The organism is Streptomyces sp. A0592 (assembly GCF_004795115.1).
Classification (GTDB): Bacteria; Actinomycetota; Actinomycetes; order Streptomycetales; family Streptomycetaceae; genus Streptomyces; species Streptomyces erythrochromogenes.
In genome coordinates this window covers 248,137-260,671 of the sequence record NZ_SSBM01000005.1, presented here as the reverse complement: position 1 = coordinate 260,671, position 12,535 = coordinate 248,137, and the positions used below count along the sequence as shown (strand labels likewise).

The following is a 12,535-nucleotide window of genomic DNA, read 5'->3' as shown; positions in this document are numbered from 1 at the left end:
GGCCATCAGTTTTCGCTCTGGTGGCCCTCCTGCGCCGCGAGCGGTTCCAGTTCCGGGATGAGGCGGCCGCGGCGGGAGAGGAGGAAGCGCTTGAACTCGGCGACCGGCGGGGTGTCGGGGTGGCCGTCGAGCCAGGCGACGCCGATCTCCCGGACCGCGCGCGGGGCGGTCACGTTCAGCTCGACCACCCCGGGGCGGGCCACGGCGGGGGGCGGCAGCAGGGCCACGCCTAGGCCGGCGGCGACCAGGCCGCGCAGGGTCTCGGCCTCCTCGCCCTCGAAGGCGACGCGGGGGGTGAAGCCGGCTTCCGCGCACAGGTCGTCGGTGATGCGGCGCAGGCCGTAGCCGGCCTCCAGGGTGACGAAGGTTTCCTCCGCGGCCTCGGCGAGGCGGATGCGCTTGCGGCCCGCGAGGCGGTGGTCGTCGGGGACGACCAGGCGCAGCCGCTGTTCGTCGAGGCGGCGGGCGACGAGGTCGGGGGCGTCGGGGAGCGGCGAGGTGAGGCAGAGGTCGAGTTCGCCGGCGCGCAGCTTCTCCAGCATGGCCTCGCCGTAGTTCTGGACCAGGGAGAAGCGCACGCGCGGGTGGTCGGCGCGGAAGGCGCGGATGAGGCCGGGTACGGTCTCGGGCCCGAGGGTGTGCAGGAAGCCGAAGGCGACCTTGCCGTAGGCCGCGTCGGCGTCCTGCTGGACGGACTCGGCGGCGTGGGCGATGCCGTCCAGGGCCTGTTCGGCGGAGACGAGGAAGGTGCGGCCGGCCGTGGTCAGGGCGACGGTGCGGCCCTTGCGGGCGAACAGGGAGACGCCCAGGTCCTGTTCGAGGCGGACCATGGCCCGGGACAGGGTGGACTGCGGTACGCCCAGCTCCTGGGCGGCGCGGGTGACGTGCTCGTGCCGGGCGACCGCGACGAAATACGCCAGCCGGGGCGCCAGCGACGTTGTCACTGCCATGTCTTCTACGTAACGGTTCGTCGACATCCACACTCCTGACCTCTACTGATGCATCAGTGGATCGATTATCGCGATTCTGTGCATTGGACGCATGAAAACCAGAGGCCTACCGTCGAAGGCATGCCTCCCGTTCATACCGGGGCACCCGTCATCCCGGGTGCCTCCACCGCGTCGTCCCCCGCACCGGAACCCCACTCCCCCGGCCGCCCCGGCTACCGCCGGATGAGCTTCGCGCTCTTCGCCGCCGGACTGGCGACCTTCGCCCTCCTCTACTCCACCCAGGCGCTGCTGCCCGCGATCTCCGACGACCTCGGGGTGACGGCGGGTCAGGCCAGCTGGACGGTGTCCGCGGCCACCGGCGCCCTCGCGCTGTTCGTGCTCCCGCTGAGCGCACTCTCCGAGCGGTTCGGCCGCACCCGGATGATGACGTGGTCGATGGCGATCGCCGTCGGCGTCGCGCTCCTCATCCCCTTCGCGCCGAACCTGGAGTGGCTGGTGGCGCTGCGCGCCGTGCAGGGTGCGGCGATCGCCGGCATTCCGGCCTCCGCGATGGCCTACCTGGCGGAGGAGGTCCGGCCCCGGTCGCTGGTGGCCGCGATCGGCCTGTTCGTGGCGGGCAACTCCATCGGCGGCATGAGCGGCCGCCTCGTCACTGGCTGGGCGGCGCAGCTGGGAGGCTGGCGGGCGGGTCTGGCCGCCGTCGCCGTGATGGCGCTGGCCTGCGCGGTGGTCTTCCTGGTGATGCTGCCTCGGGCGCGGTTCTTCCGCCCGGCGTCGCTGAACCCGCACGCGGTGGGCCGTACGGTCGCCGGTCATCTGCGCGATCCGCTGCTGCTGCGGCTGTACGGGATCGGCGCGCTCTTCATGACGGTCTTCGGCGCGGTCTACACGGTGATCGGCTACCGCCTGGTGGACGAGCCGTTCTCGCTCGGCCAGGGCGTGATCGGGTCGATCTTCCTGATCTACCTGGTCGGTACGGTGTCCTCCGCCGCCGCCGGCAAGCTGGTGGCCCGTACGGGACGGCGCGGCGCGCTGTACCTGGCGGTGACCACCACGGCGCTGGGGCTGCTGCTGTCGCTGTCGGACTCGCTGGTGACGATCGTGCTGGGGCTGGTCCTGATCACGGCGGGCTTCTTCGCCGGGCACGCGGTGGCCTCGGCCGCGGTGAGCCGGACCGCGAAGACGGGCCGCGCGCAGGCCTCCGCGCTCTACCAGTCGGCGTACTACCTCGGTTCCAGCGCGGGCGGCACCCTCGGCGCCCTCGCCTACCACGAGGCCGGCTGGGCGGCCACGGTCGGCATCGCGCTGCTCGCGGTGCTCGGCGTCGTCTCGATCACCCTGTACGGGACGCACGCGGCCCGCGCGCAGCGGCGCATACCGGCTTCCGCAGCGGGCGCGCGCTGACGGGACTTCGCTTCCACCGGAGGCAACCCCTGCTCGTTTTCCGGGCATTCAACACGGAGAACGAAGTGCGGTGAGCAGGGGAGGACCGGATGGGGACGCGGAAGGCGCGCGAACGAGCGGGACGGCGCGCGGCGGTGTGGGGCGGGGCGGTGTGGGGCGGGGCGGCGGCGCTGGCGCTGCCGCTGGTGGTGGTCGCGGGAGGCGGAACGGCAGAGGCCGCCTCCTGCAGCCCTGCCACCGGGCCGTACCAGCGCCAGGTGGAGAAGTTCCTGGGACGGCCCGTGGACGGCAGGCAGTCGACGGCCGACTGCACGGCCGTCAGGGCGTTCCAGACCAAGCACGGGATCAGCCCGGCCCAGGGCTACGCCGGGCCGCTGACCTGGCAGGCGATGAGCACGATGCTGGCCCAGCGGGCGGCGGGCAGCACCCCGAACAAGGCGGGCGACTGCCCGGTGGACCGGGGGCGGATCGCCTGCGTGGACCTGACGCGGCAGCTCAGCTGGATCCAGGACGGCGCCGCCCTGAAGTACGGTCCCGTTCCGGTCCGCACCGGAAAGGACGGCACGGAGACCCGGACCGGACCGAAGAGGATCTACCACCGCAGCATCGACCACTGGTCGACGGTCTACCACGTGTCCATGCCGTACGCGCAGTTCTTCGACGGCGGCATCGCCTTCCACTCGACCACCAAGAGCATGTGGAACCCGCCCGGTTCGGGCGGCTGCGTGAACATGCGGTCGGCCGATGCCAAGGCGTACTGGAACCTGCTCGGGAAGGGCGAGGACGTCTACGTGTACGGCCGCAAGCCGGGCACGTAGCCTCAGGCGGGCGCGGCGGCGGAAGCCGGGGCCGGCGTCCCGGCCAGGGCGTCCAACCTGCGCAGGCTGGCGCGGCGTTGGACGAGGGACAGGCCGGCCACCGCGGCCCCGAGGGCGATCCACCCGGCCGGGCCGGCCGCCATGACCGCCCCGGTGAGCAGCAGCGGGCCGGCGGACTTCTGCACGGACTGCGCCATGCCGGCCACGCCGAGGTACGAGGCGCGCGCCTCCCGGGGCGCGAGGGAGACGGCGAGTTCCCACGAGCTCACCGAGCGCATCAGCTCGGCCGCGGTGGCCAGCACCGCCGCGGCGAGCAGGGCGGCCGAGGCGGTCCAGGCCCCGCCGCCGGTCGCGGCGGCAAGGAGGGCGCAGCACAGGAGCGTGGTCAGCCCGTACAGGGCGACCGCCCCCGCCGCCTGGCGCGGGCCCTGGACCTTCGCCGAGACGCGCAGCTGGAGGACGACGACGAGGACGGTGTTGACGACCAGGAAGGCCGGGATCAGTTCGTGCGGCGCGGTCGTGCGGCTCACCAGCCACAGCGGGATGCCGATACCCAGAATCGAGTCGTCGAGGTGCATCGGGATGTCCAGCAGGACGAACCGGAGGTAGCCGCGGTCCCGCCACGGGCTCGGCCCTGCGGCCCCGGCAGCGGGCGCGGCGGCATCGTCGGCGGTGGGGGCGGGATCGTGGGCGGTCACGAGCCCGCGGCCGCGCGGTTCCCGGGTGCGCCACACCAGGGCGGCGGCCACGAGGAACGACAGCGCGTTGGCCAGGATGAGGACGTGGTAGGCGCCGCGGGTGCCGACGGCGAGGCCGATGGCGGCGAGGCCGGCGCCGAGCGCGTAGCCGGCGTTCGCCGAACTGCGCGACAGTGCCTGGTAGGTGGCGCGCCGATCGCCCGCGACCCGGGTGGCGAAGAGCATCTCCAGGGTCTTGGCCGCGCGGTCTCCGAGGTGGGTGACGGCCACCACGGGCAGCAGCAGCGCGAAGTCGGTGACGACGAGCAGCAGACAGAGGGTGACCAGGCGCAGCAGGTGGGCGCCGATCAGCAGGGAGCGCACCGGGAAGCGGTCGGCGAGGTGGCCCGCCAGGGGCGAGCCGGCGATGCCGGCGACCCCGGACGCCCCCAGCAGGATGCCGACCTGCCCGGGGTCGAGGCCGATGACGAAGGTGAAGTAGAGGACGCAGGCCGCGGCCCAGACGCCGGTGCCGGCGCGGTCCAGCAGCTGGGCGAGGAGCATGATGCGCGCGTCGCGGCCGCCGGGCGGCCGCCGCAACTGCGCCACGAGGCCGGGTTCCCGCTCCCCGCGCCGTGCTTTCCGGATCTCCCCGCCGCGCCGCATCCCAGGCCTCCCCGCCCGCCGTCCAGGTATCTCGACATCGAGATACAGGGGAAGCCTGCATCAGATTAATCTTGACGTCAAGATACTTGATGTCGATAGACCTGGGCGGCTCCGCGCTTCCGGCTGCCGTTGTCAGACCCCTCGGGTAGGTTCCGAAGCAGCCACGAACCTCAGGGGGATGGACCGACATGAGCGACCTCGCCACCACCAGTAGCGACCTCGACGCGGCGATGGACCGGTACCGGGTCGAGCTCACGGGCTACTGCTACCGGATGCTCGGCTCCGCCTTCGACGCCGAGGACGCGGTGCAGGACACCTACATCCGCGCCTGGCGCAGCCACGAGAAGTTCGAGGGCCGCTCCTCACTGCGGTCGTGGCTCTACCGGATCGCCACCAACGTCTGCCTGGACCTGCTGAACGCCGGGAACAAGCGGGCCCGTCCGATGGACCTGACCGCCCCGCAGCACCAGTCCTCCGCCGTCCTCAACCAGCGGCCCGAGGTGACGTGGCTGGAGCCCGTCCCGGACGGCCGGGTGCTGCCGCAGACCGCGGACCCGGCCGAGATGGCGCTCGCGAAGGAGTCCGTGCGGCTGGCCTTCGTCGCCGCCCTCCAGCACCTGCCGGCCAAGCAGCGCGCGGTGCTCATCCTGCGCGAGGTACTGGCCTGGAAGGCGGACGAGGTCGCACAGCTGCTGGACACCACGGTGGCGTCGGTGAACAGCGCACTCCAGCGGGCGCGGGCCACGCTGGCCGGGCAGCGGGTGCGCGAGAGCGAGTCGGCCGACCCGCTGGACGCGGAGCAGGCGAAGCTGCTGGAGCAGTACCTGGCCGCCTTCGAGTCCTACGACATCTCGCGCCTCACGACGCTGCTGCACGAGGACGCCGTCCTGTCCATGCCGCCGTTCGACCTGTGGCTGCAGGGCAAGGCGGACATCGCGGCGTGGCACCTCAACCAGGGCATCGGCTGCAAGGGCTCCCGCCTGATCCCGACGACCGCGAACGGCATGCCGGCCTTCGGCCAGTACCGCCCGCGCGAGGACGGCACGCCGGGGCACACCCCGTGGGCGCTGCAGGTGCTGGAGGTCTCAGACGGCCGGATCGTCGGCCTCAACGCCTTCCTGGACACGGCCCGGTGGTTCCCGCTCTTCGGCCTCCCCGAGCAGCTCGACGAGTCCGACGAGGCCCAGCAGGGCGCGTAGCGGGGGCGCGGCCCCGGTGACCCGCAGCGGCCGCCCCCGCGCGGTCAGCCGCAGCCGGGCCAGCACCTCCACGGCGCCCAGGCCCGGCGCGGTCACGGCGCGCGCGTCGCACTCCACCGCGCGCGCCCCTTCCTCGTACAGCCGGGCCAGGCGCGCGCACAGCAGGACGGCGTCGCGCGCGGTCGGGGCGGGTCCGGGCAGCACGAGTCGGGTGGTCTCCACGAGGTGATGACTCCCCCGCCCGCCGGAACTCATCGGCGGCTGCGCAGCAGGGCGGGATGAGACCTGCCTCCTGGGATCCGGTCGAGACCGTGGACCCGGTGGAAGCCGCCAGGATCGAGCCGCACTCCGGCTACGCCTGCGCCGGCGACGAGATCGACGACGGCCTGGAGGCCCACCTGCGCGGCTACCTGTTCCGGCTGGGGCACCGAGGCGAGCCGCGACCGGGCGAGGCCATGCCGGTGCTCTGAGCTCAGGGTCGGGGGAAGCCGGACGTGTCGAGCGCCAGGTCGAACGGCGCCGGAAGTTTCACGGTCTCGCCGAACTTGCCCGCCCACAGCAGGCGGTACGTGCCGCTCGTCGGCTCGCCGTACAGGTGAACCGCCGGTTCTCCGGTCGCGTGCGGATCGATGAGGAGATGGAGCGGGATGCCGGCGGTGGCGTATCCGTGGAGCTTGGCGACCCGGTCGTTGACCGCGTTCGACATCGAAGTGACCTCGACGACGAGTTCGGCGGCAGCCGCGGGAATGGAGTTGGCCTGATCGTCCCGGCGATGATCTCCACCTTGCGGCCCTCGGGCCAGTCCGTCTCCTCCCAGAAGCGGACGAGGCCCTCCCAGCTTCCGTGGGCGGGGGCGGGGGCGTCGGGAGTGAAGAGTGGTGCGCACCTGTCCTGTGCCTCCTGAACCCGTCGCCACCGATCCCAGCATGCCGAACGGGACCGGCGGGGGTCCACCGGTCCCGTTCACCCGCAAGGGAAGGCGCAGGTCAGGCGATGCGGTCCAGGACGATCGGCGTGGCGGAGAAGGCCGTGCCCGCCGGAGCGATGTCGTAGGTGCCCTCGAGCGCGCCCAGGGCGTACTCGAACTTCTCCGGGGTGTCCGTGTGCAGCGTCATCAGCGGCTGGCCGGCCGTGACGGTGTCGCCCGGCTTCGCGTGCAGCTCGATGCCGGCGCCCGCCTGCACCGGGTCCTCCTTGCGGGCGCGGCCGGCGCCGAGGCGCCAGGCGCCGACGCCGACGCCGTACGCGTCGAGGCGGGTCAGGACGCCCGACTCGGGGGCGGTGACGACGTGCTGCTCGCGGGCCACGGGAAGCGTCGCGTCCGGGTCGCCGCCCTGGGCCGCGATCATCCGGCGCCAGTGGTCCATCGCGGAGCCGTCGGCCAGGGCCTTCGCCGGGTCGGCGTCCTTGATGCCCGCCGCGTCCAGCATCTCCTTGGCGAGCGCGATGGTCAGCTCGACGACGTCGGCGGGGCCGCCGCCGGCGAGGACCTCGACCGACTCGCGGACTTCGAGGGCGTTGCCGGCGGTCAGGCCGAGCGGGGTGGACATGTCGGTGAGCAGCGCGACGGTCTTGACGCCCGAGTCGGTGCCGAGGCCGACCATGGTGCGGGCGAGCTCGCGCGCGTCCTCGATGTTCTTCATGAAGGCGCCGGAGCCGACCTTGACGTCCAGGACGAGTGAGCCCGTGCCCTCGGCGATCTTCTTCGACATGATCGAGGAGGCGATCAGCGGGATCGCCTCGACCGTGCCGGTGACGTCGCGCAGCGCGTAGAGCTTCTTGTCGGCCGGGGCCAGGCCGTCGCCCGCCGCGCAGATGACCGCGCCGGTGGTGTCGAGGACGTGCATCATCTCCTCGTTGGAGAGCAGCGCACGCCAGCCGGGGATGGACTCCAGCTTGTCGAGGGTGCCGCCGGTGTGGCCGAGGCCGCGGCCGGACAGCTGCGGCACGGCCGCGCCGCACGCGGCGACGAGCGGGGCCAGCGGGAGGGTGATCTTGTCGCCGACGCCGCCGGTGGAGTGCTTGTCGGCGGTCGGGCGGGAGAGGGCGTCGAAGTTCATGCGCTCGCCGGAGGCGATCATCGCCGCGGTCCAGCGGGCGATCTCGGTCCGGTTCATGCCGTTGAGCAGGATGGCCATGGCCAGTGCGGACATCTGCTCGTCGGCCACGACACCGCGGGTGTAGGCGTCGATGACCCAGTCGATCTGCTCGGGGCTCAGCTCACCGCGGTCCCGCTTGGTCCGGATGACGGAGATGACGTCCATGAGGTGCTTCCTTCTACGCGCATAGAGAGAGGGAGGAGAGGGGATCAGGGAACAGCAAGTGCGACGGCCCTCCGCCCCGGCAGGGGCGGAGGGCCGTCGGCACGGCTATCTCAGGTGACCGGGCCCGAAGGCCTGGGGCAGCATCGCCGCGAGCGGCAGGACCCCGTCCGGGGTGTCCACCAGCAGCTCGTCGCCGCCGAATTCGTACAGCAGCTGGCGGCAGCGCCCGCACGGGACGAGGATCTCGCCCTTGCCGTCCACGCACGTGAAGTGCGTGAGGCGGCCGCCGCCCGTGGCCTGGAGGGAGGAGACCAGGCCGCACTCGGCGCACAGGCCGAGCCCGTAGCTCGCGTTCTCGACGTTGCAGCCGGTCACGATGCGGCCGTCGTCCACGAGGGCGGCGACACCGACCGGGAAGCCCGAGTAGGGGGCGTACGCCCGGGTCATCGCCTCCCGGGCGTGCGTCCGCAGGGCTTCCCAGTCCACCGCGTGCTCCACGGTCACTTGCCCTGGCCCTTTTGGTACGGCATGCCGTCCGCCTTGGGCATCCGCAGGCGCTGCGCCGACAGGGCGAGCACGAGCAGGGTGGTCAGGTACGGGGCCGCGTCGACGAACTGGCTCGGCACCGCGTCGGTCACCGCGTACCAGACGAACAGCAGCGCGGCGAAGGCCGCCGAGATGCCGGCCTGGATGTACTTCTTCTTGTAGAGCTGCCAGACGCAGACGATGACCAGCAGGATCGCGATCAGCAGCAGCATCGCGTGGACGTTCTCGGCGCCACCGCGCAGCTTGAGGCTGTCGATGAAGCCGAACAGGCCCGCACCCAGCGCCATGCCGCCCGGCATCCAGTTGCCGAAGATCATCGCGGCGAGACCGATGTAGCCGCGGCCGCCGGTCTGGCCCTCCTGGTAGATGGGGCTGGCGACCTCGGACAGGTACACGCCGCCGAGGCCCGCGAGGGCGCCCGAGACGATCACGGCGATGTACTTGTACTTGTAGACGTTGACGCCGAGGGACTCGGCGGCGATCGGGTTCTCACCGCAGGAGCGCAGGCGCAGGCCGAAGGAGGTCCGCCACAGCACCCACCAGGTGGCGGGGATCAGCAGCAGGGCCACGATGGTCAGCAGCGAGATCTCGGTGATCAGGCCGCCGATGACGCCGGCGAGGTCCGAGACGAAGAACCAGTGCTTGGCCTGGAGGTCGGCCATCCAGTCCGAGAGCCCCGGAATGGTGATCTTGGTGATCGGCTCGACCTGCGGGGACTGCTTGGAGGAGCCGCCCGGCGCCTCGGCGAACGTGAAGTTCGACAGGTACTGGGTGAAGCCGAGCGCCAGGATGTTGATGGCCACACCCGAGACGATGTGGTTGACGTTGAAGGTCACCGTGATGATCGCGTGCAGCAGGCCGCCGACGGCGCCGCCGGCGATGCCGACGAGCACACCGGTCCAGGGGCCCCACTGGTAGCCGGCCCAGGCACCGAACCAGGTGCCGAGGATCATCATGCCTTCGAGACCGATGTTGACGACGCCCGCGCGCTCGGCCCACAGGCCGCCGAGACCGGCGAGGCCGATCGGCACGGCGAGGGAGAGGGCGCCGGAGACCTGGCCGATGGAGGTCAGGTCGTTGGCCCCGGAGATCACGCGGACCAGCGAGACGAGCGCGAGGCCGCCCGCGATGATCAGCAGGATCCAGGGAAGGGTGAGCTTCTTGCGGGCGCCCGGCGCGGGTGCCGCCTTCTTCGTGGAAACGGTGCTGGCGCTCACGCCGCGACCTCCTTCTCGGTCTTCATGGCGTGGCCCGCAGCCAGCTCCTCGCCGACCTTCTGCTGCTGACGGCGGATGCCGTAGCGGCGGATCAGCTCGTAGGAGACGACCACCGCGATCACGATCAGGCCCTTCATGATCGTGCCGATCTCCTTGGCGTAGCCGGCCGTGTCGAGACCGGCGGACGCCTTGTCGATGAAGGCCATCAGGAGGGCGGCGAAGAAGATGCCCACGGGGCTGTTGCGGCCGAGCAGCGCGATGGTGATGCCGGTGAAGCCCACACCCACGGGGAAGACGAGGGTGTACGTGTGGCTCTCGCCGAGCAGCACGGGCATGCCGGACAGGCCGGCGACGGCGCCGGAGATGAGCATCGCGGTGATGATCATCTTCTTGGAGTCGACACCGGAGGCCGCGGCCGCGGACTCGCTGGCGCCGCTGGCGCGCAGGTCGAAGCCGAAGCGGGTGCGGTTGAGCACGAACCAGTAGACGACGCCGAGGGCGAAGGCGATGAAGGTGAAGCCGTAGATCTCGCCCGAGTCGCCCATGGAGAGGGCCGGGAACCAGCCGGACTGCGCGATCTCGCCGGTGGTGAGGTCGTTGGAGCCCTCCACCTGTACGCCGAGGTTCTTCGGCAGGATCAGCCAGGCGATGAGGCTGGTGGCGATGGCGTTCAGCATGATCGTCGAGACGACCTCGCTCACGCCGCGCTTGGCCTTGAGGACACCCGCGATACCGGCCCAGAAGGCACCGGTCAGCATCGCGACGAGGACGATCAGCAGGATGTGCAGCGGACCGGGCAGCGCGATGGCGCCACCGACCACGGCGGAGATCATCGCGGCGAGGCGGTACTGGCCGTCGACGCCGATGTTGAAGAGGTTCATCCGGAAGCCGATGGCGACGGCCAGGGCTGCCAGGTAGTACGTGCCGGCCTGGTTGACGATGAGGACCTGGATGTCCTCGTAGCCGCCGTTCTCCACCATGAGGCGCAGCGGCTCGATCGGGTTGATGCCCGTCGCCGCCAGCACGATCATGGTCAGTACGAAGGCGCTGACCAGCGCGAGCAGGGGCCCGGCGATGGCGAGCAGCAGCCGGTCCTTGTCGAATTTCTTCATCGGGCCTCGTCCTCCGTCGTGTCACCGTCGGCAGCGGCGGAGTGGTTGTCGGTTGCTTCCAGGTGCCCCGAGGCGGCGCCCGTCATGGCGGTGCCGAGCTCCTCGGGAGTGACGGTCGCGGGGTCGGCGTCCGCGACCAGGCGACCGCGGTAGATCACGCGCAGGGTGTCGGACAGGCCGATGAGCTCGTCCAGGTCCGCGGAGATCAGCAGCACGGCCAGGCCCTCGCGGCGGGCCGCGCGGATCGCGTCCCAGATCTGCGCCTGCGCGCCGACGTCCACACCGCGCGTGGGGTGGGCGGCGATGAGGAACTTGGGGTTGTGGCTCATCTCGCGGCCGACGATCAGCTTCTGCTGGTTGCCGCCGGAGAGCGAGGCCGCGGTGACGTCGATGCCGGGCGTGCGCACGTCGTACTCGCGCACGATCCGCTCGGTGTCCTTGCGGGCCGCCTTCGGGTCGAGGATGCCCTTCTTGGAGTTGGGCGCCTCGGTGACGTGGCCGAGGATGCGGTTCTCCCAGAGCGGGGACTCCAGCAGCAGGCCGTGGCGGTGGCGGTCCTCGGGGATGTAGCCGATGCCGCCCTCGCGGCGCTTGCGCACCGGGAGCTTGGTGATGTCCTTGCCGTCGAGGGTGATGACGCCCGCGTCGGGGGCCATCATGCCCATGAGGGCCTCGATCAGCTCCGTCTGACCGTTGCCCTCGACACCGGCGATGCCGAGGATCTCGCCCTTGTGGATGGTGAGGCTGATGTCGTCCAGCAGGAGACGGCCGGCCTCGGCCTTCTCCAGGGTCGCGGAGTCCGGGGCGCCCGCGGGGACCAGGACCTCCGGCTCGGCGACGACGGCGTTGTCCGCGGCGACGGTCAGGCCCGTCACCTGGAGCATCGGCGTCGTGGTCACCGTCGACTCGCGGGTCTCCGGCGACGGCAGCTCGGCACCGACCATCAGCTCGGCGAGCTGCTTGGGCGTGGCGGTCTTCGGGTCGGCGGTACCGACCGTGGTGCCGCGCCGGATGACGGTGATGTCGTCGGCGACCTTCAGGACCTCGCCCAGCTTGTGCGAGATGAAGATGACGGTCAGGCCCTCGGACTTGAGCTCGCGCAGGTTGTCGAAGAGTGCGTCCACCTCCTGCGGCACGAGCACTGCGGTCGGCTCGTCGAGGATGAGGATCTTCGCACCGCGGTAGAGGACCTTGAGGATCTCCACGCGCTGGCGGTCGGCGACGCCGAGGTCCTCGACGAGGGCGTCGGGACGCACGCCGAGGCCGTACGCGTCCGAGATCTCCATGATCTTCTTACGGGCCTTGGCGCCGATGCCGTACAGCTTCTCGCCGCCGAGAACCACGTTCTCCAGGACGGTGAGGTTGTCGGCGAGCATGAAGTGCTGGTGCACCATGCCGATGCCGCGGGCGATGGCGTCGCCCGGGCTGGTGAAGGCGACCTGCTCCCCGTCGATGGCGATGGTGCCCTCGTCCGGCTTCTGCATGCCGTAGAGGATCTTCATCAGAGTCGACTTGCCGGCGCCGTTCTCACCGATGAGGGCATGGACCGTGCCCTTGCGGACGGTGATCGCGATGTCCTTGTTGGCGACGACGCCGGGGAAGCGCTTTGTGATGCCGTGCAGTTCTACGGCGAGGGGCGGGCTGGACGCGTTGATGACGCACTCTCCTTGGCGCGAAAGGAG

Annotated in this window: 12 protein-coding genes and 1 pseudogene; 4 read left to right on the top strand and 9 right to left on the bottom strand. The window is 71.4% G+C overall.

The features are described 5' to 3' along the window. Window positions 1–5 precede the first annotated feature (5 nt). Window positions 6–977, bottom strand: coding sequence for a LysR family transcriptional regulator (locus E6U81_RS10515; protein WP_136229792.1), 972 nt, complete (start codon window positions 975–977; stop codon window positions 6–8). Window positions 978–1,070: 93 nt separating this feature from the next. Here E6U81_RS10515 and E6U81_RS10510 point away from each other — a divergent pair, with 93 nt between their 5' ends. Both E6U81_RS10510 and E6U81_RS10505 read left to right on the top strand, forming a co-directional pair. Further along, entirely contained in the window at window positions 1,071–2,354 is a 1,284-nt protein-coding gene (locus E6U81_RS10510) for an MFS transporter (RefSeq protein WP_136229791.1), read from the top strand. A gap of 89 nt (window positions 2,355–2,443) precedes the next feature. Next, window positions 2,444–3,172, top strand: a complete 729-nt coding sequence (locus E6U81_RS10505; RefSeq protein WP_136229790.1) for a L,D-transpeptidase family protein — start codon at window positions 2,444–2,446, stop codon at window positions 3,170–3,172. A gap of 2 nt (window positions 3,173–3,174) precedes the next feature. On the opposite strand, the gene E6U81_RS10500 is transcribed toward E6U81_RS10505, so the two are convergent. Continuing rightward, window positions 3,175–4,515 (bottom strand): MFS transporter, encoded by a 1,341-nt coding sequence (locus E6U81_RS10500; RefSeq protein WP_240803747.1) that lies wholly within the window; start codon window positions 4,513–4,515, stop codon window positions 3,175–3,177. 188 nt (window positions 4,516–4,703) lie between these two features. On the opposite strand from E6U81_RS10500, the gene E6U81_RS10495 reads away from it, so the two are divergent. After that, window positions 4,704–5,714, top strand: a complete 1,011-nt coding sequence (locus E6U81_RS10495; RefSeq protein ID WP_136229789.1) for a sigma-70 family RNA polymerase sigma factor — start codon at window positions 4,704–4,706, stop codon at window positions 5,712–5,714. On the opposite strand, the gene E6U81_RS10490 is transcribed toward E6U81_RS10495, so the two are convergent. Continuing rightward, window positions 5,601–5,936, bottom strand: coding sequence for an STAS domain-containing protein (locus E6U81_RS10490; protein ID WP_240803746.1), 336 nt, complete (start codon window positions 5,934–5,936; stop codon window positions 5,601–5,603). The two genes, E6U81_RS10495 and E6U81_RS10490, sit on opposite strands and share 114 nt — an antisense overlap. A gap of 56 nt (window positions 5,937–5,992) precedes the next feature. Between E6U81_RS10490 and E6U81_RS10485 the strand changes: the two genes are divergently transcribed. Then, the gene (locus E6U81_RS10485; RefSeq protein WP_136229787.1) at window positions 5,993–6,184 is read left to right on the top strand and encodes a hypothetical protein; all 192 of its coding nucleotides are present in this window, start codon (window positions 5,993–5,995) and stop codon (window positions 6,182–6,184) included. Window positions 6,185–6,186: 2 nt separating this feature from the next. Here E6U81_RS10485 and E6U81_RS10480 read toward each other — a convergent pair. The 6 genes and pseudogenes from E6U81_RS10480 to E6U81_RS10455 all read right to left on the bottom strand — a co-directional run. Continuing rightward, window positions 6,187–6,554: pseudogene (locus E6U81_RS10480) on the bottom strand (Uma2 family endonuclease); the annotation flags it as partial. Between the two features lie 146 nt (window positions 6,555–6,700). Next, window positions 6,701–7,978, bottom strand: a complete 1,278-nt coding sequence (locus E6U81_RS10475; RefSeq protein WP_136229786.1) for a thymidine phosphorylase — start codon at window positions 7,976–7,978, stop codon at window positions 6,701–6,703. Between the two features lie 105 nt (window positions 7,979–8,083). Continuing rightward, complete coding sequence (locus tag E6U81_RS10470) at window positions 8,084–8,482, bottom strand: cytidine deaminase (protein WP_031149692.1); 399 nt, start codon at window positions 8,480–8,482, stop codon at window positions 8,084–8,086. Next, complete coding sequence (locus E6U81_RS10465) at window positions 8,479–9,741, bottom strand: ABC transporter permease (protein WP_136229785.1); 1,263 nt, start codon at window positions 9,739–9,741, stop codon at window positions 8,479–8,481. Before E6U81_RS10465 ends, E6U81_RS10470 begins: the two co-directional genes overlap by 4 nt. Further along, window positions 9,738–10,853 (bottom strand): ABC transporter permease, encoded by a 1,116-nt coding sequence (locus tag E6U81_RS10460; protein WP_136229784.1) that lies wholly within the window; start codon window positions 10,851–10,853, stop codon window positions 9,738–9,740. Before E6U81_RS10460 ends, E6U81_RS10465 begins: the two co-directional genes overlap by 4 nt. Then, window positions 10,850–12,508, bottom strand: a complete 1,659-nt coding sequence (locus E6U81_RS10455) for an ABC transporter ATP-binding protein (RefSeq protein ID WP_136229783.1) — start codon at window positions 12,506–12,508, stop codon at window positions 10,850–10,852. The genes E6U81_RS10460 and E6U81_RS10455 overlap by 4 nt, the downstream gene beginning before the upstream one ends. Between the last annotated feature and the right edge of the window lie 27 nt (window positions 12,509–12,535).